We start from the raw sequence: 22,804 nt of genomic DNA on the forward strand, positions 1-22,804 counted from the left end.
GCTGTGCCGGTGATCGCGGCTGAAGCCGCTCCTACAGCAATAGCGCCAACTATAGGAGCGGATTTATCCGCGAAGCAGGCGACGCGGTGCTGGCACCGGCCTTGCCGGTTATTTCAATGCGCCCCGGCGGATTTGCTCAAATCGCTCTCGGCCCATTCGGTGTAGATGCAGGCATCCGCCACCGCCCAGCGCACCTTCACGGTATCGCCCGGCTGCATCGGCATGCCCGCAGCCGACAGCGCCTTCACGGTCAGCTCGGTGCCGCCGGCAGTGACCACATGGCAGGTCTGGCTTTCGCCCAGGAACAATACCTCGCCAACCTTGGCGCTGACCTCGTTCCAGCCCGCCGGCAGCGGCTCGCGTGCGGCCTGCTCGGCAGTCAGGGCCAGGGCCTTTTCCGGGCGCACCATGATCAGCGCCTGCTGCGACGCGGCCAGGCCCGGCGTCAGGCGGATCGACACCGGCTGCCCTTCGAAGCTGCCTGCGCCGTTGCTGCTGGCCTGGATCCGCAGGAAATTGGAATTGCCAAGGAACGAGGCGACAAAGGCATTCGGCGGGTTCTGGTACAGGTCGTAACCGGTGCCCAGGCCGACGATCTTGCCGTGGCTGAAAATGGCGATGCGCTGCGACAGGCGCATGGCTTCTTCCTGGTCATGGGTGACGTAGACGATGGTGATGCCCAGGCGTCGATGCAGCTGACGCAGTTCGTCCTGCAGGTCTTCGCGCAGCTTCTTGTCCAGCGCACCCAGGGGCTCGTCCATCAGCAGAATGCGTGGCTCGTACACCAGCGCCCGGGCAATCGCCACGCGTTGCTGCTGGCCGCCAGACATCTGCGACGGCTTGCGGTGGGCGAACTGCTCCAGTTGCACCAGCTTGAGCATGGCGTCGACGCGCTTGCTGGTCTCGGCGGCGCTCAGCTTGCGAATGGCCAGCGGAAAGCCGATGTTGTCGCGCACGTTCAGGTGCGGGAACAGCGAATAGCGCTGGAACACCATGCCGATGTCGCGCTTGTGCGGTGGCACGTTGACCAGCGACTGGCCGTCGACCAGGATTTCGCCGCTGCTGGGCGTTTCGAAACCGGCCAGCATCGACAGGGTGGTGGATTTGCCCGAACCGCTGGAGCCAAGAAAGGTGAGGAACTCGCCATCCTGGATGTCCAGGTCGAGATTATCGACGGCGGTGAAGTCGCCGTAATGCTTGTTCAGGCCGCGCAGGCTGACCAGGGTCTTGCCTGGCACGTTTTCTTTCATCACTGCACTCATTATTGTTTTCTCCGCGCGCTCAGGCGTTGACTTCGGTGCGCCGGCGCAACGCGGCGGCAATGAACATGACAAGCAGCGACAGGCCGATCAGCAGGGTCGAGGCCACGGCAATGACCGGGCTGAGGTCCTGGCGCAAGGTGGTCCACATCTTCACCGGCAGGGTCTGCAGGTCGGGGCTGGCCATCATCACGCTCAGCACCACTTCATCCCACGACACCAGGAAGGCGAACAGGCCGCCGGCGATCATGCCCGGGCGAATCGCCGGGAAGGTCACCTTGAAGATCGCCTGCAGGCGCGAGGCGCCGCAGATCACCGCGGCGTCCTCGATCGACTGGTCGAACAGCTTCAGCGAGTTGATGATCGAGATGATGGTGAAGGGCAGGGCGACGATCACGTGGCTGACCACGAAGGCGAACAGCGTGCCGGTGTAGCCAAGCTTGAGGAACAGCGCGTACACCGCCACCGCGATGATCACCAGCGGCACGATCATCGGCATGGTGAACAGCCCGTACAGCAGCTCACGGCCAGGGAAACGGCCACGCACCAGGGCGAACGCGGTAGGCAGGCCCAGCAGCACCGCTGCCACGGTAGTCAGCAGGGCCACCTTGAGGCTGGCCAGCGCAGCGTCCATCCACTCCGGGTTGGAGAAGAACTGGCCATACCATTTGAAGGTCCAGCCCGGCGGCGGGAACACCAGCCACTGCGACGAGCCGAACGACAGCAGCACGATGAACACCACCGGCAGCAGCAGGAAGGCCGCGATCACTCCAGTGGTCAGGTACAGGCCGGTACGTAGCGGGCGGCCCATGGCATTGGGAGACAGGAGCATGGCGGTTTACCTCGCGTTGCCAACCGGGGATTCCGGCTGCAGCTTCAGGTACAGGTAGAAGAGCACCAGGGTGATGACCACCAGCAGTGCGGCGGCGGCGCTGGCCAGGCCCCAGTTGAGGAAGGACTGCACCTGCTGGATGATGAATTCGGGCAGCATCATGTTCTGCGCACCGCCCAGCAGGGCGGGGGTGACGTAGTAACCGAGCGACATCACGAACACCATCAGCGCCCCGGAGAACAGCCCCGAGCGGCACAGCGGCAGGAACACCTTCCAGAAATTGGTCCACGGGCTGGCGCCGCAGATCGAGCCGGCCTGCAGCACCATCGGGTCGATGGCGTGCATGGTGGCCTGCAGCGGCAGCACGATGAACGGGATCATGATGTAGCTCATGCCGATCACCACGCCGGTCAGGTTATGCACCATTTCCAGCGGCGCATCGATGATGCCCATGGCCATCAACGCCTTGTTGATCACCCCCGAACTCTGCAGCAGCACCAGCCACGAGTAGGTGCGCGCCAGCAGGCTGGTCCACATCGACAGCAGCACGATGTTCAGCAGCCAGCGGCCCCAGCCTTTGGGCACCAGGGTGATTGCCCAGGCCAGCGGGAAACCCAGCAGCACGCTGATCAGGGTGACCACGCCGGCCACCGAGAAGGTGTTGAACAGCACCCGCGCATAGGCCGAGTTGGCGAACAGCTGCTCGTAATTGCCCAGACCCGGCGTCGGCTCCAGCACCCCGCGCAGCAACAGGCCGGCCAGCGGGGCGAAGAAGAACAGGCCAAGGAACAGCAGGGCCGGCAGCAGGTTGCGGCTGCCTTTCCAGCGCTGGCTCAGGCTGACGCGGCGCGCGGCCGCGCCCGGTGCGCCGGTGCCCGTGGGGGCACCTTGTGGGCTATGCAGGGCGTTGATGGCGACTTTCATTTGACCAACCACTCATTCCAGCGGGCTGCGATGGCCTGGCCGTTCTTGGCCCAGTAGGCGAAGTCGAGGGTGACCTGGTCCTGGGCGTAGGCGGTGGGCAGGTTTTGTGCAAGGTCCTTGTCCAGCTTGGCCACGCTGTCGACGTTCACCGGCGCATAGGCGGTCTTGTTGGCGAACTCGGCCTGGCCTTCGGCGCTGCTGGCGTTGGCCAGGAACTTCATCGCTGCGTCCTTGTTCCTGGCGCCCTTGGGCACCACGAGAAAGTCGGCCATGACCAGGTTCTGCTTCCAGCTCACGCCCACCGGCGCACCGTCCTGCTGCAGGGCGTAGACGCGGCCATTCCAGAACTGGCCGAGCGAAGCTTCACCCGAGGCCAGCAGCTGCTGCGACTGGGCGCCACCGCCCCACCAGACGATGTCCTGCTTGATGGTGTCGAGCTTCTTGAAGGCGCGGTCCAGGTCCAGCGGGTAGAGCTTGTCGGGGGCTACGCCATCGGCCAGCAGGGCCAGTTCCAGCACGCCAGGGCTGGGCCATTTGTACAGGGCGCGTTTGCCGGGGTAGGTCTTGGTATCGAACAACGCCGTCCAGTCCAGCGGTTTGTTGGCGCCCAGCTTGCCTTCGTTGTAGCCGAGCACAAAGGAGAAGAAGAACGAACCGACGCCGTGGTCGGAGACGAAGCGCGGGTCGATCTTGTCGCGTTTGATCTGGTTGAAATCGAGGGGCTCGAGCAGGCCCTCGCTGGCAGCCCGCAGGGCGAAGTCGGCTTCGACATCGACCACGTCCCACTGCACGTTGCCGCTTTCGACCATGGCCTTGAGCTTGCCGTAGTCGGTGGGGCCGTCCTGGACCACCTTGATGCCGGTGGCCTTGCTGAAAGGTACGGCCCACGCTTCCTTTTGGGCGTCCTGGGTGGTACCGCCCCAGCTGACGAAGTTCAGGCTGTCGGCAGCCTGGGTGGCCTGGCAGGCCAGGGTCAGCAGGCTGGCGGACAGCACTGCGGTTACACGTTTGCTCAACAGCATGGTTACGCCCTCGTTGCTTTTGTTATTCGAGGCGGGGCTTGTGGTGCGCCCGCCAATCGTGTTCGGGGAGCCGCTAAAACAAGGTGTCTGAAGGCCGTTTGTAATTGTAGGAGCCGGCCGACAGATTTAAGGTCTACGGGATATCATATTATGGTATTCCAAACTATTGGCAAGCGTTATGGGGCTACCGGCCATCACTCCATCCCGTGTAGGAGCGGCCTTGTGTCGCGAAAGGGCTGCGAAGCAGCCCCAGCAATTTGTGCATCTGCGCTGAAACCCTGGGGCTGCTTCGCAGCCCTTTCGCGACACAAGGCCGCTCCTACAAGGCTCCGTATCAGCCCATCAGGCCAGTCTCGAAGGGGATGCTCTGCACCACCTCCAGCTCGTACCCAGCCAGCCCGGCATACTTCAGTGGAGGGCCCAGATGACGCAGCTTGCCGACACCGAGGTCCTGCAGAATCTGCGCCCCGGTGCCGACCTCGGAGTACACCTTCGATTGCCCTCGCTGGTAAGGCCGCACCGGGTGGGTGAGCTGCGGTACGCGTTCGAGCAAGGCCTGGGAGGACTCATGGTTGGCCAGGATCACCACCACACCCGCGCCTTCCTCGGCCACCTTCTGCAGCGCCGCCCACAGCGTCCAGTTGGGCGGCCCGGCGTATTCGGCACCGACCAGATCGCGCAGCGGGTCGATCACATGTACCCGCACCAGGGTCGGCTGTTCGCGGCGGATGTTGCCCATGACCATGGCCATGTGCACACCCCCTTCGATGCGGTCCTCATAGGTGACCAGGCGGAAGCTGCCATGCACGGTCGGCAGTTCGCGTTCGCCGATACGCTTGATGGTCTGTTCGGTACTCAGGCGGTAGTGGATCAGGTCGGCGATGGTGCCGATCTTGATGCCATGCCGGGCGGCGAATACTTCCAGGTCGGGGCGGCGGGCCATGGTGCCGTCGTCGTTGAGCACTTCGACGATCACCGAAGCCGGGGTGAAACCGGCCAGGCGCGCCAGGTCGCAGCCGGCTTCGGTGTGGCCGGCGCGGGTCAGCACGCCGCCTTCGCGGGCGCGCAGGGGGAAGATGTGCCCCGGTTGCACCAGGTCCTCGGGGCGGGCGCCGGGGGCCATGGCGGCGGCCACGGTGCGCGCCCGATCAGCGGCGGAAATGCCGGTGGTCACGCCGCTGGCCGCTTCGATCGACACGGTGAAAGCGGTGCTGAACACGCTGCCGTTGGCCGGTACCATCTGTTCCAGGCCCAGGCGCTGACAATGTTCTTCGGTCAGGGTCAGGCAGATCAGGCCACGCGCTTCGCGGGCCATGAAGTTGACGGCCTGGGCGTCGCAACGCTCGGCGGCGATCAGCAGGTCGCCTTCGTTTTCCCGGTCCTCGTCATCCACCAGCAGGACCATCTTGCCCTGCCGGTAATCCTCGAGAAGTTCCTCGATGGTGTTGAATGCCATGTTGCACGCTCACGGTTATAGGGTGATTATTATGGTATACCATCATACATAAATATCGCCGTAACAGGAGAGCAGCGCATGAAGGCCTACTGGATCGCCCATGTGGACGTGACCGACCCCGAGCAATACCAGCAGTACACCCAGCGCGCCCCGGCTGCCTTCCAGGCGTTCGGCGGCCGCTTTCTGGCCCGTGGCGGGCGCAGCGAGGCGCTGGAAGGGCGGCCTACCCCTCAGCGTAGCGTGGTGATCGAGTTCGATTCGTACGAGCAGGCGTTGGCGTGTTACCGGTCCGCGCTGTACCAGGAGGCGTGCAGCCATCGCCAGGGGGTGGCGAAAGCCGAAGTGATCATCGTCGAAGGGTTCGAACCTTGAGTGTTGCCTGATGCCCTCTTCGCGGTTCAACCCGCGAAGAGGGCGGACCTGCGTCAAGGCATGCCCGGCAGCTCGTGCGGCCGCAGGTCAAACACCAGTACCCCGGCATCCACCCCATGACTCAGTTCCAGCACCTGTTCCTGCCTTACCCGTACCCCATCGCCTTCACCGAGCACCTGGCCATTCAGCGCGATGCTGCCCCGGGCCACGTGCACATAGGCATGGCGATGTTCCGGCAAGGTCAGCGTGGCGCGCTCGTCACCGTCGAACAACCCGGCATACACCCGCGCATCCTGGCGCACCTGCAAAGATCCTTCGGCACCCTCCGGCGATATGATCAGGCGCAGCTTGCCGCGCTTTTCCTCGGCGCTGAAGTGCTGCTGCTGGTAACGCGGCGTGGCGCCTTGCACGTTCGGCACGATCCAGATCTGCAAAAAGTGCACCGGCTGCACCTGGCTGTGGTTGAACTCGCTGTGCGCCACGCCATGGCCGGCGCTCATCAGTTGCACGTCACCGGGGCGTATTACCGAGCCGGTGCCCAGGGTGTCCTTGTGCTCCAGCGCGCCTTCGAGCACGTAGGAGAAAATCTCCATGTCACGGTGCGGGTGCTCGCCGAAGCCCTTGCCGGCGATGACGCGATCGTTGATCACCAGCAGGTCGGAGAAACCTTGCTCGTCCGGGTTGCGATAGGCCGAAGGAGAAGGTATGGAAGGATTTCAGCCAGCCATGGAAGGCCAGGCCGCGGTCTTTGGCGTTGCGTACGGTAAGCATGGTCATTCTCCTGGAAAAGCCGGCACCGTGATCGGGTTGGCTAGTAGATGGGAGAAGCTTAACTGTCAGCTCAGGAGGTAAAAACCAGCGTAATGGTGAAAGATTGTCTCTTTTAAAGTGACTATTGGTGTAGCGGCGTGTAGGGCATCTCGATGTACTTTGTAGGACCATTCTTGGTCTGTTCCTGCGTGATTTTCATGCTCTAGCGGGTGCTAGCCTCCCGGCTTTCACTCAAGGAGTTTCACATGGCACGTTTCAGGATCAACGGCAGGAACCAGGCCTGGGATGGAGACCGGACCACTACAGGAGCCGTATGCCTGGCCAGTGGCCACGGATTCAAAGGCGATGGGCGTGAAGCGCTGAGGTTGCAGGACAAGACCACCCCATGTCCTACCTGCGGTGAAGTAGGAACGCTGGTGGAAGGTGCGAGCAATTTCGTCATCCATGGTCGTCCGGCAGTGGTTGATGGAGCTTTGGTAGCCTGCGGCTGCCCAGCGGGAACAAACCGTGTAATTGCCACTGGAGAACCTGGCGAAGCGGCAGGCTCCCGGGGGGCACAGCAAGTACGCCAAGCGGTAACATCAGGACCCGCCGGTTCAATCCCGCCTGACAAATCTGCGCTGGTAGCGGCCAAGCCTTCCACTTGCACAGACCCTGACATGATGGAGCAGGTGGCAAGCTATATCGCCGAGGAAATGAATCGCAACATCACACATCCATCCGTACTGAACATGAAGAAGCTAACCAGTTTTGATGCAACAGAGGAGCGTGCAAAATTTCTGGAGCTTCCTTGGTATGCGCGTCTTTTTTCGCCTGAATTTCAATCAATGAAGGTTGGGAACACTGCTGCCGCGATGGCGCTTTGGGCAGAGCGAGTTGGTCAGGACAGGCCATGGGATCACAAGAAGGCCATCAGGCAACACTTCAGTGGGGTTTGGCAAAAACAAGGTGAGGTTGACTACTTCTACGATATCTGGTCGAACATCCACTACGGCTATGTAGGGCGGGCTGGTGGCCTGTCTGAAGGCGTCCTTCTGGACGGTGCCGGGCTTGAGCAGATTGCATCAGACAGCATTCGGAAGGTTTGGGATTGGGATGAACACGATGGGCCTCGTCGCTACGCAGACATCGACGGGATGCGCGCTTGGGATGATATAGGCGATCGTGTCTCTATCAGTATTGGCATCAAACTGTATAAGCAGCAACCAAACGGTGGGATTACGGCAAAGGTGCTTATGGATGAGGTACTAGCATTGCCACTGTCTAGCTGGGGAGGTAGCGTACGTGATCACCGCTGTAAATAAACCGAAACGGTATTTCTGGCGCTGGGTGGTCGCGCTAATGCTCACCCCAATCGTCTTTTGGTATGTTGCCACTCCGCGCGTGAGTTTTCATTTTACTGATAAGGGGCAGGGGCGTCTTGGCTATATCTTGAATGTTCAAGATAACATTTCAAAAGGCGAAATCTACCCAGGTGAAACCACCGGCGGCACCGGGCATATCTTCCCCAACAACCAATTCTTCATGCAACTCGATTGGAACAACCGAGGCAAATGGCACTGCATTCGGGCCAAGCCCAGGTGGCCCAGGATCCATATCTACATCGGGCCGGACGGTGCCATAGATAGCCGCACCGATAGCAGATTCATCGAAGCCTGCGGGCCATTTCCGCCATAGAAGCAAAAGACCCGCCTGGGCGGGTCTTCTAGTCATCGATTTACTGCAGGTGCACTTTAAGTTCGGTGCCCGCCTGACGCATTGCCGCCTTTACAGCCGGCACCTGGCTCAGCGGGTTGAGCAAGCCATAGTCATGAATCATCCCGTTGTACCGTACCGAGGTCACAGTCACGCCAGCGGCATTCAGCTTGCGGGCATACGCTTCACCTTCATCGCGCAGCACGTCGAACTCGGCCGTCTGCACCAGTGCCGGCGGCAAGCCCTTGAGCTGCTCGCTGCTGGCACGCAGCGGCGAGGCGTAGATCTGCTCCCGTGCCTTGGCATCGGTGGTGTAGTTGTCCCAGAACCATTTCATCATCCCGGTGGTCAGGAAGTGCCCCTCGGCAAACTGCTTGTAGGAAGCAGTCTCGAAGCTGGCATCGGTGACCGGCCACAACAACAGCTGGAAGCGCAGCGCCGGGGTACCGGCTTCTTTGGCCTTGAGCGCAACCACCGCCGCCATGTTGCCGCCGACGCTGTTACCGGCCACGGCCAGGCGCTTGCCGTCCACGCCGATTTCCTTGCCATGCTCGGCCACCCAGCGGGTCGCAGCGTAGGCCTGGTTGATCGTCGTCGGATAATGCGCTTCCGGCGACGGGGTGTAGTCGACATACACGGCCACTGCACCGGAGCCGACCACCAGGTCGCGGATCAGCCGCTGGTGGGTCGGGAAGTCGCCGAGCACCCAGCCGCCGCCGTGGAAGAACATGAACACCGGCAGCTCACCCTGCACATTGGCCGGGCGTACCACTTGCAGCGTGATCGACTGGCCATCGGCCTGGATGGTGCGTTGCTTCACCTCGATGCCGGAGAGGTCGACCTTGACCGAAGCCTGGGCGCCGGTCAGCACGGCACGGGCGTCTTTCGGGCTGAGCTGTTCCAGTGGCTTGCCGCCACCTTGTTGCAACGCGTCGAGGAACGCCTGGGTGTGGCTTTCGACACCCGGGCTGCCGGCAGCGAAAGCGCTGGAAACGGACAGCGCGAGCAGGGAAGCGGCGAGGGTTTTGTGGACAATGTTCATGAGCGAATCCTTTTCTATGCAAGTGTTGGTAATGGGCGTCTTGCCTGGCCTGGCGGGCCATCGTTGCGACCTGTGCGTAGATTAGGGAGATGCACTGATGGGAAAAAGCCGCTATAAAGCGTTTGACTGTCACCAAGAGCGAGACAATGAACCCTTACGAAGACATGCGCATCTTTGCCCAAGTGATGGAAGCCGGCAGTTTCACTGCCGCTGCCGAGCGCCTGGGCATGTCCAAGCAATCGGTCAGCCGGCGGCTGATGCAGCTTGAAGAGCGCCTGGGTGTGCGCCTGCTCAACCGCTCCACGCGGCGCCTGGATGCCACCCCGCTGGGCCAGCACTATTACCAGTCGGCGCTGCGCCTGCTGGGCGAGGTGCAGCAGGTGGAGCATGACATCAGCGGCCAGGCCCAGGCCTTGCGCGGCACCTTGCGCCTGAGCGCGCCGCTGTCGTTCGCCATGGCCCACCTGGGCTGCCTGCTGACCGAGTTCCTGCAATTGCACCCGCAGGTCGATGTGGAGGTGGACTTGAGCGACCGCGCCGTGGACCTGATCGGCGAGGGCTATGACCTGGCGCTGCGGATTGGCGTGCTGGAGGACTCCAGCCTGATTGCGCGGCGTATTGCGAGTGTCGAGCGGGTTTACTGCGCAAGCCCGGCGTACCTGCAAGCGCGGGGCGTACCAAGCCGCCCGGGCGAGCTGGCCGGGCACGAATGCCTGCCTTACGGGCATGCGCGGCAGGTGCAATGGCAGTTCCACCAGGGTGGCAAGGCCCAGGCGCTGCAGGTGACCGGGCGCATGCGGGCGAACAACGGCGAGTTGCTCAGGGATGCCGCGATTGCCGGCATGGGTGTGACTTACCTGCCAACCTTTATCGTTGCGCAGGCGTTGGCCGATGGGCGGCTGGTGACCGTGCTGGATGAGTGGCGCCCGCCGGCGTTGCAGCTGTCGGCGGTCTACCCACAGCACCGGCAGGTGGCGCGGCCGGTGCAAGGCTTTGTGGCCTTCCTGCGCGAGCGGTTGGTGCAGCTGTGACAACCTGCAGAGCCTGCTACGGGCTATGCTTGCTGGCATGAGCACAGCACCCCCTTTGCGCCAGCCTTGCCCCCCTGGCGCCTGTGATTGCGGCCGCGAACAGCTGGTCGACCACCCGCAGGCTGCCCAGCGCATCCTCCTGCTGACCCGTCAGGAGGAAAAGCGCCTGCTCGAACGCCTGGAAAACCTCAAGGACCTGGAAGACCTGCAACGCCTGCAGCAACGAATGTACGAAAACCTCGGCATCCGCGTGCACATCGCTCCCGGTTACAACGAAGTGCGGACCATGCGTGGCATCGTCATCGAACTGGATGACCAGCCTGGGCTGTGCCGCAAGACCCGGCAGTCGATTCCGGCGGCGATCCGCCGAGGGCTGGAGCGCAACCCGCAGGTTGCCTTCCGTCTGCTCGATAGCCATGATTTGCTGCGGGAAACCTGAGGGCCAGCCAGGCATGGTCCTTGTAGGAGCGGCCTTGCGTCGCGATCGGGCGCGCAGCGGCCGCTATATCTGCAACCGACAGTGTTCTGGCAGGTCAGGATGACCTGGAATGCGGCCGCTGCGCGCCCGATCGCGACGCAAGGCCGCTCCTACACGTGCCAGGCCGCTAATTTTTTCACCGCGTGCCACGTCTACTACAAAGCTCCCCTGCGCCACGCGCGCAGGGGCATTCATCACTCAAGGAGACAGGCAATGACTTCCGTTTTCGACCGCGACGATATCCAGTTCCAGGTAGTGGTCAACCACGAAGAGCAGTACTCGATCTGGCCCGACTACAAGGCCATCCCCAACGGCTGGCGCGCCGTTGGCAAGAGCGGCCTGAAGAAAGACTGCCTGGCCTACATCGACGAAGTCTGGACCGACATGCGCCCGCTGAGCCTGCGCCAGAAAATGGCCGAAGCCGCTGCCCAGTGACCGCGCTGAACCTGCTGTGCCTGCCGTACTCCGGCGCCAGCGCCATGGTCTACAGCCGCTGGCGGCGCAAGCTGCCAGCGTGGCTGCAGGTGCGCCCGGTCGAACTGCCCGGGCGCGGTGCGCGCATGGCCGAGCCACTGCACACCGACCTGCAGGCCCTGGCCCGGCAACTGGCTGCCGAGCAACGCCTGGCGGCCAGTGCCCCTTATGCGCTGCTTGGCCACAGCCTGGGCGCGCTGCTGGCCTTCGAGCTGAGCCATGAGCTGCAAGCGCTGGGTTGCCCGCCGCCGCTGGCCCTGTTCGCGTGTGGAACCGCTGCGCCGACCCGTCGCGAGGACTACGAGCGCAACAATTGGCGCGAACCCAAGGGCGACGCCGAGCTGATCAGCGAATTGCGCGAACTGCAGGGCACGCCCGAGGAAGTGCTGGCCAACGCCGAGCTGATGAGCCTGACCTTGCCCATCCTGCGCGCCGATTTCCTGCTCTGCGGCACCTACGCCTACCGCCAGCGCGCGGCGTTGCAGTGCCCGCTGCACGTATTGGGTGGCGTGGACGACCGCGCCAGCGACGAGCAACTGCAGGCCTGGCGCCAGGAAACCCATGGGCCATTCTCACTGCAGATGTTCCCGGGGGGGCACTTCTTCATTCACGAACAGGAAGACCAGGTGCTCACTGCGCTGGTCGCATCGCTCGAACCGCTCCGGCTTTCCGCCTGATTGACGTCACCGCTTGCCTGGGGGAGGCTAGGCCTTTTTCCAGGCAAGGGGCAGGCAATGCTGATCGATCCACACAAGGCGACGCTGCTGGTCGTCGACATCCAGGAGAAGCTCATCGGCGCCATGAGCGACCCTGCAGGCACCCGCGCACGGGCCCGCTGGTTGCTGGCCGCAACTGCCGAGCTGGAGCTGCCGACGGTGATTTCCGAACAGTATCCCAAGGGCCTGGGGCATACCCTGGCCGAGCTGCTGGCCGTGGCGCCCGCCGCCGAGGTGGTGGAGAAAAGCCACTTTTCCTGCGTGGCCGCCGCCTGTCTGCCAGCCAGCCTGCTGGCGCGTGAGCAAGTGATCGTCTGTGGCATGGAAACCCACGTCTGCGTGCTGCAGACCGTGCTCGGCCTGCTGGCGCTGGGCAAGCAGGTGTACGTGGTCGAGGACGCCTGCGACAGCCGCACCCCGGCGAGCAAGGCCGCCGGCCTGGCGCGCATGCGTGCGGCGGGCGCTCAGGTGGTGACCCGCGAGATGGTGTTGTTCGAGCTGATGGGCAGTGCCGGGCACCCGCTGTTCCGCCACATCAGCAAGACCTACCTGGTCGGTGAACAGCCCTGAACGGCCGGATACTGGCGATCGGGCTGATGGCCCTGGCGCTGCTGCAAGGTTGCGCCGGGCGCCGTGAGCAAGCACCCGAAGCAGACCCGGCCAAGGTCCGCGCGCAACTGCTGCGGTTGCTGCCCGCCCAGGCCAGGGACCGCGAGGGCTGGGCCAGGGACATTCAGCAGGCATTCGAAACCCAGCGCATTGCCCCGAGCAAGAGCAACCTGTGCGCGGTGCTGGCCGTGACCGAGCAGGAGTCGACCTTCAACGCCGACCCGCAGGTGCCCAACCTGGGGCGCATTGCCCGCCAGGAAATCGACCGCCGTGCCGCACGCCTGCATATTCCCAGGCTGCTGGTCGATGGGGCGCTGAAGACCCCTTCGGCCAATGGCAAGAGCTACCAGCAGCGGTTGCAGGCGGTGCGCAGCGAGAAGCAGCTGAGCGAACTGTACGACGAGGTCATCGCCCGTGTGCCGCTGGGCAAGACCTTGCTCGATGGGTTGAACCCGGTGCATACCGGCGGGCCGATGCAGGTCAGCATCGACTTTGCCGAACAGCATGCGCGCGATTACCCCTACAGCTACACCGGCAGCATCCGCCAGGAGGTGTTCACCCGGCGTGGCGGCATGTATTTCGGCATCGCCCACTTGCTGGGTTACCCGGCGAACTACGAACGCCAGCTGTATCGCTTCGCCGATTTCAATGCGGGCTGGTACGCCAGCCGCAACGCGGCCTTCCAGGCAGCACTGAGCAAGGCGAGCGGGGTGACACTGGCGCTCGACGGGGACCTGGTTGCACCGGGCTCGATCATGCCGGGGGCCACCGAACAAGCGGCGCGCAAGCTTGGTACCCGACTCGGGTTGCGCAACCCGCAGATTCGCCGCCAGCTTGAGCAGGGCGACCGCCTGGCATTCGAGGACAGCGACCTGTACCGCGGGGTATTCGCCCTGGCCGATGCTGCGGCGGGCAAACCGCTGCCACGGGCGGTGTTGCCGGGGATCGAGCTGAAGAGCCCGAAGATCACCCGCAAGCTGACCACGGCGTGGTTTGCCGGGCGGGTAGATGAGCGCTATCAGCGCTGCATGAAGCGTTAGCAGGGGCTCGCCTGTGCCAGCCTGTGCGCAGTTCTACTCGCGAACAGGCCGGCACAGGCCACTTCAGCCTCCGCTCAGTGCGCCCACCACCTGGTCGACACTGGCCTCCAGTCCGGCAAAGGCATCTTCAGGGTCGCTTTCCACCACCACCAGCTTCGCCCCGGCGGCCCTGATCACCTCGACCACCGCCGGCTCCGGCTGGCGGTGGTCCAGCACCACTGCCACCTCCTGGGTCTTCAGGTTCTGCTCCAGCGCCTGCAGCGCGGCGGCATCCCATGCGGCCGGCAGCGGTTGCTCCAGCACATCCAGGTTCAGCCCACTGGCCAGGTAGCCCAGGCGCTCCGACAGGTTCACCACGGTCAGGTTGTCGGCCTTGGCCAGGCGCGTCTGGCTGCTGGCGGCAAGTTCCAGCAACTGGCGCTTGAGCCTGGCCAGGTTGCCCTGGATCGTCGTCTTGGCTTCCGGCGCCAGCCGTCCCAGGTCGTTGGCCATTACGTCGGCCATGCGCCCAAGGTTGCTCGGGTTCAGCCACGGGTAGGCGCCATAGGCATCGTCACCGGTGACGGCAATGCCTGGCAGCGCGCCGTCCAGCGGCCGTGCGGCGTCGATTTCGACAATACGGATATTACTGCGCCGGGCCATCGGGTACAGCGGGTCGTCACGCCAGATCGAACGCACGCCGATCACCGCATCGGCCTGCTGCGCGGCCTCATGCAGGTTGGTACCACCACGTCCGCTGAAATACGCGGGCTGACGGCTGGCCGGCAGGTTGGCCGGCGCCGCGCGGGTGAGCTGTACCGCAGTGCCGTCGAGCAGAGTACTGGCCAGGCTGTGAGTGACCGGCAGGCTGGTCAGCACCTGGGTGGCGAAACACAGCGATGGCAAGCCGGCCAGGGCCAGCGCCAGGGTCAGGCGTTTAAGGTTCATGCCGGGTTTCCTTGCAGGTGGGGGACGAGGGCGCGGGCCAGCGCAGCCAGGGCAAAGCAGATGCCGGCCACCAGGATGATCGCGGCACCCGACGGCACCGGCAGGTCGAAGACGATCGGCAGCAGGATGCCGAGCAGCGTACTCAGGGTGGCGATCAGCACCGAGAGGAAGAAAAAGCCCTTGAGCGACTGGCTTACCAGGCGCGCAGCGGCGGCCGGGATCACCAGCAGTGCCCCGACCAGGATCGCCCCGATCACCTTGACCGCCGCTACCGTCACCAAGGTCACCAGCACCACGAACAAGTAGTCCAGGGTCTTCACCGCCACCCCGCGCACCGCCGCCAGCTGCGGGTTGAAGCTGGCCAACATGATGCGGTTGTACAGGGGCACGGCCAGGGCCAGCACCAGCAGCGCGACGATGCCCAGCACCAGCAGGTCCTGGCCGCTCACGGTCAGCACCGAGCCGAACAAGACATTTTCCAGGATATGCACATTGATCTTGCCCGCCAGCATCAGCAGCAGGCTGGCGCCGAGTGCCAACGACACCGAGAGGAACACGCCGATCAGCGTGTCCGGCGATAGCCCGGTACGGTTGCGCAGGAAGTTGAGCAGCAGGCCAAACAGCAGGCAGTAGCCGAACAGGCTGCCGTACGGGCCTGTGTAGGGTTCGCCCAGCAGAATGCCGATGGCCACGCCGGTCAGCGCGGCATGGCCGACCGCCTCGGAGAAGAACGCGAAGCGCTTGACCACCACCAGGGTACCCAGGCCGCCCAGTACCGGGCCGATCATCAGGCCTGCCAGCAAGGCGTTGACCACGAAACCGTAGGCCAGTGCCTCGGGCAGGTAGCCGGCCGTGGCCCAGCCCTGGACCAGCAGGCGCAAGGATTCAACACTCATCAGGCACGCCCCTCGCTGCGCGGGTGAACGGAGAACAGCCCCAGCAGGCGCTCCGGGGTCAGCGCCTGGGCCGGCGGGGCATCGAACAGCACCTGGCGGTTCAGGCCGGTCACCCGGTCGCTCAGGCGCAGCACGGCCTGCAGGTCGTGCTCGATCCACAGCACGGTGGTACCGGCCTGGCGCCAGCTGCGCAGCAACTGTTCGAACACCTGGATACCGGCTTCATCAAGGGCCGACATCGGCTCGTCCAGCACCAGCAACTGCGGCGTCGGGACCAGGCCCTGCGCCAGCAGCACGCGCTGGCGTTCGCCACCCGACAGCGCGCCCATGCGCCGCTTGCGCTTGTCGAGCATGCCGACCCGCGCCAGGGCCGCGTCGATGGCCGGCTGCACTTGCCGCGACAGGCCGAGGAAGGCCGGGCGGCGCTGGCACAGCGCGGCCATGAAGTCGTCCACGGTCATTGGCAGGCCACGGTCGAACTCCAGCGCCTGTGGCACGTAACCGATCACCTGGTGTTCTCCGGGCCAGTGCAAGGTCAACTGGCCCTGGTGCGGCATCTGCCCGAGCAGGGTCTTGATCAACGAGCTCTTGCCAGCGCCGTTGGGGCCGACGATGGCGTGCACGCTGCCGGCGGCCACGCTGAAGCTGACCTGGTCGAGGATACGGGTGCCGCCCAGCCTCAGGTCGATACCGGCGAACTCTATGCGTGGCCCGCAGGCCGCCAGCAGGTTGGCCGCGGCGGTCATGTGCGGTTCTCCTGGATGGCGCGCACGACGGTGTCGAGGTTGCGCTGCATTTCCACTTCGTACTTGTCCTGGGTGTATTCGCCATAGGAGATGTGCGTGAGCGGATAAAGGCGCACGCCGGATTCACGCTGGATGGTGTCGACATAGGCCGACGGGAAGTCCATTTCCGAGAAGATCACTCGCACATCCAGGGCCTTCAGCTGGTCGATGGTTTTCTTCAACTGGGCCGGGCTGGGCTCGATGCCATGGGCTGGCTCGACCACGGCCGTCACCTCCAGGCCGAAGTCGCGCACCAGGTAGTCGTAGGCGGCATGGATGGTCGCCACCCGGAAACTGGCGCCGGGCGCTTCGGTGACCTTGGCCAGGGCTTCGGCCCGCAGGGTGCGCAGGCGCTTGGCGTAGGCACGGGCATTTTGCGTGTACAGCCGGGCGTTGTCCGGATCGAGCTTGCCCAGCTCGCGAGCGATATTGTTGACCTGGGCGATGCTGGTGCTGATCGACAGGAAGGTGTGCGGGTTGACCACCTTGCCGGCACCACGGGCGGCAATGCCGGTGGCCGCCAGCAACGGTACGTTCTGGTTGGCCTCGATGGTCGGGATAGCGGGCTTCTCGCTGGCGGCGATCATGCGCTCGGCAAAATCGTCATGGCCGACGCCGTTGAGCACCACCACATCCAGCGTGCCGATGCGCTTGATGTCTTGCGCCCGGGGTTCGTAGGCATGCGGGTTGAAACCTGCCGGGATCAACGGCACCACTTCGGCCTTGTCGCCGACGATGTTGCGCACATAACTGTAGTAGGGGTGCAGGGTGATGCCGATGCGCAGCGGCTTGCCGTTATCGGCCAGGGCCGGTGTCGGCAGGGCAAGTGCCAGGAGCAGGGCGAGGGCGGAGCGGAACATGGGCGGAGTCCTTGGGTTCAGTGACGGTGTTCGCGGGTGACCCCGGCGTCGTAATGGCTGACCACCTGCCGCCAGCCGGCCGCGATCAGTGCGGCCTGGCTGAGGTCGCCTGGCGGCACAGCGATGGTGTCGCGGCGTAGCCAGACATCCGCCTCGCCAGCGCTGTCGCTCGGCACGATCAATAGCAGGCTGCCGGCTACTTCCGGGGCCTGGCTGCGACCCAGGTAGGCACCGGCCTGCAGCCACGACCACTGATGGCTGCCGCGGCGCTGGCTGCCGGTGTCGGCCACGAACGGTGGCAGGCCTTCCTCGGCCAGGGCGCTCACGCTGGGGACGGCGGCGGTTTCTTCACGCAGCAGGCGGATTTCGTCGAAGGCCACCCGCAGGTCGGTGTACAGGCCTTGCTCGGCGGCGGTGAGGTCGCGCCGGGCATCGATCTGGTGGCTGGCGATGGCCTGTTCGTCCTCGCGCTCACCGCGCACCAGCACCACGCTGGCGGCGAGCGCCACGATCAGCAGGCTGACCAGCAGCACGTAGAGGGTTTCGTGCCCGGCACCGGCCGGGCGGATCACTTGGCAGCGGCTCATGGCTGGACGATGTCGGCGTGGTCGACTTCCACCACATGCCCGGGGCCAGCATCGAACAGCACATAGAACTCGCCGTCCGGGCGCTTGAAGGTCAGCGTCGAGTCCTCACCGAGCTTGCCGCCGACCAGTACCTGTTCGTCGTAGCCGATTACATCCAGCGTCACCCCGGGGGCAGCGCTGCCGTCCGAGAAGCCCCCGGTGCACTTGACCTGGCCATCGGCCAGTCCTTCGCATTCGCACATCGGGTTGTGTGCCAGGGCGGGGCCAGCGCCCAGCACCAGCACAGGCAGGGCGAGGATGCGCAACAGGTGTCTCATTTCTTGCCTCCTTGGTTCTCGAGCCAGGCCACGGTGGCGGGTGATGCCTGGGCCAGCGGGACTGACGCCTGGTGCAGGCTGCCGTCCCAGCCTTCCAGGGTGATCCAGACCTGCGCGTCTGCGCGGGTGCGGGGCGGGATGGGCAGCGACGTGCCCATGTGGTACGGCGCACCAAAGAAAATGGTGCCGGCGGTGCGCAGGCTGCGCGGTTTGCCGATGCGCAGGTAGGCGGCCTTGACCTCCTTGATACAGGCCTTGCACAACGAGGCGTTGAATACCTTGAAGTACCCGGCCGGGCCGTCGGCGCGGGGGGCCTCGTCACGCAGTTCGGCCAGGTCGAGGCGGTAGGGGCCGACCTGGATGTCGCTGATCACATTGGCGCCAAGGCCGGCTTCGCCACGGAACAGCTTGGCGTCGGCGAAGTACTTCGGCATGAAGCCCAGCGGGATGAGAATCAGCAGGACATTCAGGTGAAAGCGCCACTTCAGCCACAGCTGCTTCAGCGGGCTGCCGGGCAGCGCGTGTGCCTTGCTCATGGGCGTACCTCCACGGCGCTGCCAGGGCGGGCCGGGTGCGGCGCGCGTTCGCTGCGCTTGAGTGCGGCGGCGGTGGCCTGGGCGGTGCGCCTGGTCCAGATCAGCAAGCCGCTGAACACCATCAGGGTGAGGATCAAACCGAAGAAGAACCACACCAGCTTGATCGGCAGGCCGCCGAAATCGCCGGTATGCAGCGGGCGCATGGATTCGGTGACGAACTCCAGCGCCGAGCGGTCGCTGAGCAGGAACTGGCTGTCGACCTTGCGCGTATAAGGGTTCACCGAAGCACTCTGGAACATCAGCGGGTACCAGCCCGGCCCGGCCAGCGTGACATGGCTGTAGGCGGTGGCTGGCAGGGTGATGAAACTGATCTCCAGCCCCGGGATCGCCAGGCCGGCAATACGCGCGGCTTCATCCAGGTCGATGCGCGGTGCCGGGCTGCCATCCCTGCTTTGCGGCACGTCCTCGCGGGCGATCACCGGCACCACCGGGCGGCTGGAAATGGTGATGTGGTTGTCGAACAGGATCGCCTGGATCAGAAACCAGGTACCGGTGATGGAGATGACCGCAATGAACCAGATCGACCAGACCCCGGCCAGGCGGTGCAGGTCGCCCCAGAAAATCCGCGAGCCATGGCCGATGCGCAGCGGCTTGAAGAAGCCTTTCCAAAATTTCTTGTACACCACCAGGCCGGTGACCAGCGACGCCAGCATGGGCAGGCCGAGCAGCGACACCAGGTACCAGCCCCAGCTGAAGCCATTGGTGAATGGCACCAGCCACCAGCCGTGCAGGGCACGGGTGAAGGCCTCGAAGTCGAAGTCGGGCGTCTTGCCCTGGATTGCGCCGGTGTAGGGGTTTACGTACAACGTCGGGCGGCTGCCGTCCGCCAGGGTGACATCGGCCTTGACGGCAAAGTGCGAACCGTCGGGTTGGCTCAGGCGCTCCACCAGCATGTCCGGCTCGGCCCTGTGCAACGCATCCAGCACTTGCTGGAAAGTCAGGCGTTCGACCTCGCCATCGGGCTTGTTGGCGCGTACGTCCGGATTGGCCAGCCAGACGATTTCCTGGCTGACCACGGCGAGCATGCCGGTGAAACAGACGATCAGCACAAAGAACCAGATCGGCAGGGCGAGCCAGCTGTGGACCAGGAACCAAAGCCTGGATTTCGATTTTTTCGCGGTTTTGGCCATCGGACAGTCTTCTGCAAGGGTGGTCGAGCGTGTGCCCAGCCAAAGAGGCTGTACTGATAAGGACGAATGAGAATCAGAATCCTGCCGTTTTAAATGCAAGAAAATGTTTCAGAAACACCAAGGCCGGCCTGCGCGTATTGCGCCGGGCCGGCCAGGCAGTGGTAAGCAGCGGTTCAGGCGCGGGTCAGGGCGACCGCCGCCTGCGGTTTGCCGTGCAGCTGCGCCAGGTCTCGGTACAGCGCGCGGCCGATCTCTGCCGCGCGTGTCGGCAGCACCGAGAGCAGGGTGTCGCTCAGGCCATGGCTGTTTTCGCAGAAGCCTTGCAGGTACACCGAGGCCTGCAGGTCGGGGCTGGCCAGCACACGGTAGTTGCGATCGACCGCAAAATCGTCAAGGTAGCCGGCCAGCGGTGCCAGCAGGTCACGGTGCGAGCGGCGCTCGTAGCCGGTGGCAAGGATCACGGCGTCATAGCGGTGGGTTTGCTGCTGGCCGGTGGCAAGGTCGCGCAGGGTCAGCTCCAGCCCTTCGCCGGTGGCCAGCACCGTTTCCACCTGGCGCCTGCACAGCACGTTGTGGCGGTACTGGTGCGCCACTTTCTGCCGGTAGAGGATGCCGTAGATGCGCTCGATCAGGTTGAGGTCGACCACCGAGTAGTTGGTGTTGTGGTATTCGCCGAGCAGCTTGCTGCGCTGGTCGGCCGGTTCGTTGTAGACCAGGTCGGTGTAGCCCGGCGCGAAGATCTCGTTGACGAACGGGCTGTCATCGGCGGGCTTGAGCGCCGAGCCGCGCAGAATCATGTCGACCTTGACCGATGGGTAGCTGTCGTTGAGGTCGATGAACGCCTCGGCGGCGCTCTGGCCTGAACCGATCACGGCGATGCGCATCGGTGTGCCGGCGGTGCACGGCAGCTGGTTCAGGCTGCTGAGGTAACGGGAATGGTGGAATACCCGCGGGTCGTCGCCAAAGGCGGCGAACTTCTCCGGTATTTTCGGCGTGCCGCCGCTACCGACCACCACCGAACGGGTACGGCGGCTGTATTCGCGCCCTTGTATGTCACGCGACACCAGGCGCAGGTGTTCGACCCGGCCCGCCTGCACTTCCGGCTCGATGCGCAGCACCTCCTCGCCATACACCGCCTGGGTAGCGAAGTGCTCGGCGGCCCAGCGCAGGTAGTCGTTGTATTCGAGGCGGCAGGGATAGAAGGTGCCGAGGTTGATGAAGTCGGCCAGGCGCTGCTTCTGGTGCAGGTAGTTGACGAAACTGTAGGGGCTGGTGGGGTTGCGCAGCGATACCAGGTCCTTGAGGAACGAGATCTGCAGCTCGCTCTGGGTCGCCAGGGTTTCGCCGTGCCAGCGGTAGTCCTGCTGCTTGTCGATGAACAGCGCATCGAGGGCATGGCCCTGGGACTCGGCGAGTTCTTCCAGGGCGATGGCCAGGGCCAGGTTGGAAGGGCCGAAGCCCACGCCGATCAAGTCCTTGACAGTTTCCGGGGGGGCAGACTGGCTCATGGCTGCGATTCCATAGTGGTCGAAGGTGGACGCTCGCCGGGATGAGCCGGCGCCTGCGTAGGTACATGGGTTGGAACGAGCCAAACGCTCGGGAATTTACCGGCGGCCGGCTGCTTGGTAACAAGCCGGGGCTAAAGACCTGCGCCTTGCGGCCGATAGGCAGATCAGATCAAGGACCCATTTTTTCTTGCAGGGAGAAACACATGAGCGCCATTGCAGCAATCAGCGTCGGCACCGTGGGCCAAGTGTCGGGCAGCACCTCGGCGGTCGCCAGCCAGGATGTGCAGAAGAACGAAGAGGGCGGGGCAGCCAGCACTCAGGTCGACCTGTCAAAAGTCAGCGCTGACAGCAAAGCCCAAGGTGCCGAGAGCAGCAGCGACAGTGCTGAACCTGCGCATATCAAGCAATTGCGCGAGATGATCAAGCGCCTGCAGAAGCAGTTGGCCGACGAGCAGAAACAATTGGCCCTGTTGATGGCTCAGCCGATGGAAGAAACGGCCAAACTGGCCGCCGTGAGTGCCAGGCAGGCGAGTATCTCCACGCTCAATGGTGAAATCCTGCAGGCTACCGCCCAGTTGCTCGAAGCATTGCAGACCACCGGTGGCAGCAGTGCGGGTGGGATGGTCAGTACCCAGGCCTGACGCAGGATACGGCGCCCGCCTGGCCAGGGCTTCTCACGCGAGGCTGTTGTAGGAGCGGATTTATCCGCGATGAGGCCCGCCCAGGCATCCGGGAATGTTCAGGGAGGTTGATGTTCCCGGCTTACGGGCGGGTCAGGGCCACCAGGTGTACGTCGGGAGAGTTGCAGCGCCTATCAGATCGAGCGCCGCCCGCGCGGCGCATCGCGGATAAATCCGCTCCTACATTTGTTGCAACGTGCCGAACCTGTTACGCCATGGTCGCCTGTCGGGGGACACATCTGCAAACCATATTGCTTCACCGCCTTTTGCAGAAAATTCTAGGCTGAAACGGGAATCGCACATTCATGGATGACCGTCATGCATTCCCCGAAAGGTTGCCTGCTGCGCCGCGGAAGGTGCTCAGAACCCGGTAGATTCTACATGCTCACCACCGTCACCCGAAACCGGCGCCCGCTGTTCCTGAATTTTCAATACGCTCGCATCGTGATTCGCAATCTGCGTGTGGTAGAGAAGGAGAACAGCTGCCATTCACTGGCCTGGGTTGTCATGCCTGACCATGTCCACTGGCTGATCGAACTGAAAGAAATAACCCTGAGCACACTGATGCGCCGCTTCAAAGCGAGGTCGAGCCACGGTTTGCGAAAGACCGGAAGCATTACGGCGCCTGTCTGGCAAGCCGGTTATCATGACCGCGCCTTACGCAGGGACGAAGATGTGGTCAAGGCCGCCAGGTACATCGTTGCCAATCCGCTTAGAGCAGGCTTGGTGAACAGAATCGCAGACTACCCGCATTGGGACGCAATCTGGATCTGATCCCCAAAGGCTGACAACCATGG

The 22,804-nt window shown here is 64.0% G+C and carries 26 protein-coding genes and 1 pseudogene; 11 read left to right on the forward strand and 16 right to left on the reverse strand.

All coding sequences use genetic code 11. From position 1 onward, the window contains the following. Positions 1-113: 113 nt before the first annotated feature. The 5 genes from HG549_RS10010 to ribBA form a co-directional block, all read right to left on the reverse strand. Positions 114-1,262, reverse strand: a complete 1,149-nt coding sequence (locus tag HG549_RS10010; RefSeq protein WP_170029337.1) for an ABC transporter ATP-binding protein — start codon at positions 1,260-1,262, stop codon at positions 114-116. Positions 1,263-1,281: 19 nt separating this feature from the next. Then, a complete protein-coding gene (locus HG549_RS10015; protein ID WP_170029338.1) occupies positions 1,282-2,091 on the reverse strand; it encodes an ABC transporter permease in 810 nt (269 codons plus the stop codon). A gap of 6 nt (positions 2,092-2,097) precedes the next feature. Continuing rightward, the gene (locus HG549_RS10020; protein WP_170029339.1) at positions 2,098-3,015 is read right to left on the reverse strand and encodes an ABC transporter permease; all 918 of its coding nucleotides are present in this window, start codon (positions 3,013-3,015) and stop codon (positions 2,098-2,100) included. Beyond that, positions 3,012-4,037: a polyamine ABC transporter substrate-binding protein gene (locus HG549_RS10025; protein WP_170029340.1), complete on the reverse strand. Its 1,026-nt coding sequence runs from the start codon at positions 4,035-4,037 to the stop codon at positions 3,012-3,014. Before HG549_RS10025 ends, HG549_RS10020 begins: the two co-directional genes overlap by 4 nt. A 334-nt stretch (positions 4,038-4,371) precedes the next feature. Further along, positions 4,372-5,493: a bifunctional 3,4-dihydroxy-2-butanone-4-phosphate synthase/GTP cyclohydrolase II gene (gene ribBA, locus HG549_RS10030; RefSeq protein WP_170029341.1), complete on the reverse strand. Its 1,122-nt coding sequence runs from the start codon at positions 5,491-5,493 to the stop codon at positions 4,372-4,374. A gap of 78 nt (positions 5,494-5,571) precedes the next feature. On the opposite strand from ribBA, the gene HG549_RS10035 reads away from it, so the two are divergent. Further along, complete coding sequence (locus HG549_RS10035) at positions 5,572-5,865, forward strand: DUF1330 domain-containing protein (RefSeq protein WP_170029342.1); 294 nt, start codon at positions 5,572-5,574, stop codon at positions 5,863-5,865. A 53-nt stretch (positions 5,866-5,918) separates the two neighbouring features. Here HG549_RS10035 and HG549_RS10040 read toward each other — a convergent pair. Next, positions 5,919-6,636: pseudogene (locus tag HG549_RS10040) on the reverse strand (pirin family protein). A 245-nt stretch (positions 6,637-6,881) separates the two neighbouring features. Here HG549_RS10040 and HG549_RS10045 point away from each other — a divergent pair. Further along, entirely contained in the window at positions 6,882-7,940 is a 1,059-nt protein-coding gene (locus HG549_RS10045; protein ID WP_170029343.1) for a polymorphic toxin type 44 domain-containing protein, read from the forward strand. Next, positions 7,921-8,313, forward strand: coding sequence for a hypothetical protein (locus tag HG549_RS10050; RefSeq protein ID WP_256666102.1), 393 nt, complete (start codon positions 7,921-7,923; stop codon positions 8,311-8,313). Before HG549_RS10045 ends, HG549_RS10050 begins: the two co-directional genes overlap by 20 nt. A 40-nt stretch (positions 8,314-8,353) precedes the next feature. Here HG549_RS10050 and HG549_RS10055 read toward each other — a convergent pair whose 3' ends face one another. Next, positions 8,354-9,373: an alpha/beta hydrolase gene (locus HG549_RS10055; RefSeq protein ID WP_170029344.1), complete on the reverse strand. Its 1,020-nt coding sequence runs from the start codon at positions 9,371-9,373 to the stop codon at positions 8,354-8,356. 146 nt (positions 9,374-9,519) lie between these two features. Here HG549_RS10055 and HG549_RS10060 point away from each other — a divergent pair, with 146 nt between their 5' ends. The 6 genes from HG549_RS10060 to HG549_RS10085 all read left to right on the forward strand — a co-directional run bounded on the left by HG549_RS10060 (position 9,520) and on the right by HG549_RS10085 (position 13,721). Then, complete coding sequence (locus HG549_RS10060) at positions 9,520-10,404, forward strand: LysR family transcriptional regulator (protein ID WP_170029345.1); 885 nt, start codon at positions 9,520-9,522, stop codon at positions 10,402-10,404. A 37-nt stretch (positions 10,405-10,441) separates the two neighbouring features. Then, on the forward strand, positions 10,442-10,843 hold the full coding sequence (locus HG549_RS10065; protein ID WP_170029346.1) for a hypothetical protein: 402 nt from the start codon (positions 10,442-10,444) through the stop codon (positions 10,841-10,843). 252 nt (positions 10,844-11,095) lie between these two features. Further along, positions 11,096-11,317 (forward strand): MbtH family protein, encoded by a 222-nt coding sequence (locus tag HG549_RS10070; RefSeq protein WP_003256222.1) that lies wholly within the window; start codon positions 11,096-11,098, stop codon positions 11,315-11,317. After that, on the forward strand, positions 11,314-12,033 hold the full coding sequence (locus HG549_RS10075) for a thioesterase II family protein (RefSeq protein WP_170029347.1): 720 nt from the start codon (positions 11,314-11,316) through the stop codon (positions 12,031-12,033). The genes HG549_RS10070 and HG549_RS10075 overlap by 4 nt, the downstream gene beginning before the upstream one ends. 57 nt (positions 12,034-12,090) lie before the next feature. After that, positions 12,091-12,642: a hydrolase gene (locus HG549_RS10080; RefSeq protein WP_170029348.1), complete on the forward strand. Its 552-nt coding sequence runs from the start codon at positions 12,091-12,093 to the stop codon at positions 12,640-12,642. A gap of 26 nt (positions 12,643-12,668) precedes the next feature. Beyond that, a complete protein-coding gene (locus tag HG549_RS10085) occupies positions 12,669-13,721 on the forward strand; it encodes a DUF1615 domain-containing protein (protein ID WP_170029349.1) in 1,053 nt (350 codons plus the stop codon). Positions 13,722-13,784: 63 nt separating this feature from the next. Here the strand turns inward: HG549_RS10085 and HG549_RS10090 are convergent, their stop codons facing one another. From HG549_RS10090 to HG549_RS10130, 9 genes are all read right to left on the reverse strand, one after another. Further along, entirely contained in the window at positions 13,785-14,648 is an 864-nt protein-coding gene (locus HG549_RS10090) for a metal ABC transporter solute-binding protein, Zn/Mn family (protein ID WP_170029350.1), read from the reverse strand. Then, on the reverse strand, positions 14,645-15,544 hold the full coding sequence (locus HG549_RS10095; RefSeq protein ID WP_170029351.1) for a metal ABC transporter permease: 900 nt from the start codon (positions 15,542-15,544) through the stop codon (positions 14,645-14,647). The genes HG549_RS10090 and HG549_RS10095 overlap by 4 nt, the downstream gene beginning before the upstream one ends. Continuing rightward, positions 15,544-16,290, reverse strand: coding sequence for a metal ABC transporter ATP-binding protein (locus HG549_RS10100; protein WP_170029352.1), 747 nt, complete (start codon positions 16,288-16,290; stop codon positions 15,544-15,546). The genes HG549_RS10095 and HG549_RS10100 overlap by 1 nt, the downstream gene beginning before the upstream one ends. After that, positions 16,287-17,189, reverse strand: coding sequence for a metal ABC transporter substrate-binding protein (locus tag HG549_RS10105; protein WP_170029353.1), 903 nt, complete (start codon positions 17,187-17,189; stop codon positions 16,287-16,289). The genes HG549_RS10100 and HG549_RS10105 overlap by 4 nt, the downstream gene beginning before the upstream one ends. 17 nt (positions 17,190-17,206) lie before the next feature. Beyond that, positions 17,207-17,776, reverse strand: coding sequence for a DUF6162 family protein (locus HG549_RS10110; protein WP_170029354.1), 570 nt, complete (start codon positions 17,774-17,776; stop codon positions 17,207-17,209). Further along, the gene (locus HG549_RS10115) at positions 17,773-18,093 is read right to left on the reverse strand and encodes a hypothetical protein (RefSeq protein WP_170029355.1); all 321 of its coding nucleotides are present in this window, start codon (positions 18,091-18,093) and stop codon (positions 17,773-17,775) included. Before HG549_RS10115 ends, HG549_RS10110 begins: the two co-directional genes overlap by 4 nt. Then, the gene (locus tag HG549_RS10120; RefSeq protein ID WP_170029356.1) at positions 18,090-18,629 is read right to left on the reverse strand and encodes a thiamine pyrophosphate-binding protein; all 540 of its coding nucleotides are present in this window, start codon (positions 18,627-18,629) and stop codon (positions 18,090-18,092) included. Before HG549_RS10120 ends, HG549_RS10115 begins: the two co-directional genes overlap by 4 nt. After that, positions 18,626-19,819 (reverse strand): PepSY domain-containing protein, encoded by a 1,194-nt coding sequence (locus HG549_RS10125; RefSeq protein WP_170029357.1) that lies wholly within the window; start codon positions 19,817-19,819, stop codon positions 18,626-18,628. Before HG549_RS10125 ends, HG549_RS10120 begins: the two co-directional genes overlap by 4 nt. A gap of 173 nt (positions 19,820-19,992) precedes the next feature. Further along, on the reverse strand, positions 19,993-21,327 hold the full coding sequence (locus tag HG549_RS10130) for a lysine N(6)-hydroxylase/L-ornithine N(5)-oxygenase family protein (protein ID WP_170029358.1): 1,335 nt from the start codon (positions 21,325-21,327) through the stop codon (positions 19,993-19,995). A gap of 203 nt (positions 21,328-21,530) precedes the next feature. Between HG549_RS10130 and HG549_RS10135 the strand changes: the two genes are divergently transcribed. After that, the gene (locus HG549_RS10135) at positions 21,531-21,968 is read left to right on the forward strand and encodes a hypothetical protein (protein ID WP_170029359.1); all 438 of its coding nucleotides are present in this window, start codon (positions 21,531-21,533) and stop codon (positions 21,966-21,968) included. Positions 21,969-22,325: 357 nt separating this feature from the next. Further along, positions 22,326-22,781, forward strand: a complete 456-nt coding sequence (locus HG549_RS10140) for a transposase (RefSeq protein WP_170029360.1) — start codon at positions 22,326-22,328, stop codon at positions 22,779-22,781. Positions 22,782-22,804: the final 23 nt, after the last annotated feature.

Source organism: Pseudomonas sp. SK, from assembly GCF_012975065.1.
GTDB lineage: Bacteria > Pseudomonadota > Gammaproteobacteria > Pseudomonadales > Pseudomonadaceae > Aquipseudomonas > Aquipseudomonas anuradhapurensis.

Coding starts and splice junctions, on each gene's coding strand:
- HG549_RS10120 (WP_170029356.1), bottom strand. CDS start 18,629: ATGAGCAAGGCACACGCGCTGCCCGGCAGCCCGCTGAAGCAGCTGTGG.
- HG549_RS10055 (WP_170029344.1), bottom strand. CDS start 9,373: ATGAACATTGTCCACAAAACCCTCGCCGCTTCCCTGCTCGCGCTGTCC.
- HG549_RS10125 (WP_170029357.1), bottom strand. CDS start 19,819: ATGGCCAAAACCGCGAAAAAATCGAAATCCAGGCTTTGGTTCCTGGTC.
- HG549_RS10020 (WP_170029339.1), bottom strand. CDS start 3,015: ATGAAAGTCGCCATCAACGCCCTGCATAGCCCACAAGGTGCCCCCACG.
- HG549_RS10105 (WP_170029353.1), bottom strand. CDS start 17,189: ATGTTCCGCTCCGCCCTCGCCCTGCTCCTGGCACTTGCCCTGCCGACA.
- HG549_RS10090 (WP_170029350.1), bottom strand. CDS start 14,648: ATGAACCTTAAACGCCTGACCCTGGCGCTGGCCCTGGCCGGCTTGCCA.
- HG549_RS10140 (WP_170029360.1), top strand. CDS start 22,326: ATGCATTCCCCGAAAGGTTGCCTGCTGCGCCGCGGAAGGTGCTCAGAA.
- HG549_RS10100 (WP_170029352.1), bottom strand. CDS start 16,290: ATGACCGCCGCGGCCAACCTGCTGGCGGCCTGCGGGCCACGCATAGAG.
- HG549_RS10045 (WP_170029343.1), top strand. CDS start 6,882: ATGGCACGTTTCAGGATCAACGGCAGGAACCAGGCCTGGGATGGAGAC.
- HG549_RS10025 (WP_170029340.1), bottom strand. CDS start 4,037: ATGCTGTTGAGCAAACGTGTAACCGCAGTGCTGTCCGCCAGCCTGCTG.
- HG549_RS10130 (WP_170029358.1), bottom strand. CDS start 21,327: ATGAGCCAGTCTGCCCCCCCGGAAACTGTCAAGGACTTGATCGGCGTG.
- HG549_RS10095 (WP_170029351.1), bottom strand. CDS start 15,544: ATGAGTGTTGAATCCTTGCGCCTGCTGGTCCAGGGCTGGGCCACGGCC.
- HG549_RS10070 (WP_003256222.1), top strand. CDS start 11,096: ATGACTTCCGTTTTCGACCGCGACGATATCCAGTTCCAGGTAGTGGTC.
- HG549_RS10110 (WP_170029354.1), bottom strand. CDS start 17,776: ATGAGCCGCTGCCAAGTGATCCGCCCGGCCGGTGCCGGGCACGAAACC.
- HG549_RS10135 (WP_170029359.1), top strand. CDS start 21,531: ATGAGCGCCATTGCAGCAATCAGCGTCGGCACCGTGGGCCAAGTGTCG.
- HG549_RS10010 (WP_170029337.1), bottom strand. CDS start 1,262: ATGAGTGCAGTGATGAAAGAAAACGTGCCAGGCAAGACCCTGGTCAGC.
- HG549_RS10035 (WP_170029342.1), top strand. CDS start 5,572: ATGAAGGCCTACTGGATCGCCCATGTGGACGTGACCGACCCCGAGCAA.
- HG549_RS10060 (WP_170029345.1), top strand. CDS start 9,520: ATGAACCCTTACGAAGACATGCGCATCTTTGCCCAAGTGATGGAAGCC.
- HG549_RS10015 (WP_170029338.1), bottom strand. CDS start 2,091: ATGCTCCTGTCTCCCAATGCCATGGGCCGCCCGCTACGTACCGGCCTG.
- HG549_RS10080 (WP_170029348.1), top strand. CDS start 12,091: ATGCTGATCGATCCACACAAGGCGACGCTGCTGGTCGTCGACATCCAG.
- HG549_RS10085 (WP_170029349.1), top strand. CDS start 12,669: ATGGCCCTGGCGCTGCTGCAAGGTTGCGCCGGGCGCCGTGAGCAAGCA.
- ribBA (WP_170029341.1), bottom strand. CDS start 5,493: ATGGCATTCAACACCATCGAGGAACTTCTCGAGGATTACCGGCAGGGC.
- HG549_RS10065 (WP_170029346.1), top strand. CDS start 10,442: ATGAGCACAGCACCCCCTTTGCGCCAGCCTTGCCCCCCTGGCGCCTGT.
- HG549_RS10115 (WP_170029355.1), bottom strand. CDS start 18,093: ATGAGACACCTGTTGCGCATCCTCGCCCTGCCTGTGCTGGTGCTGGGC.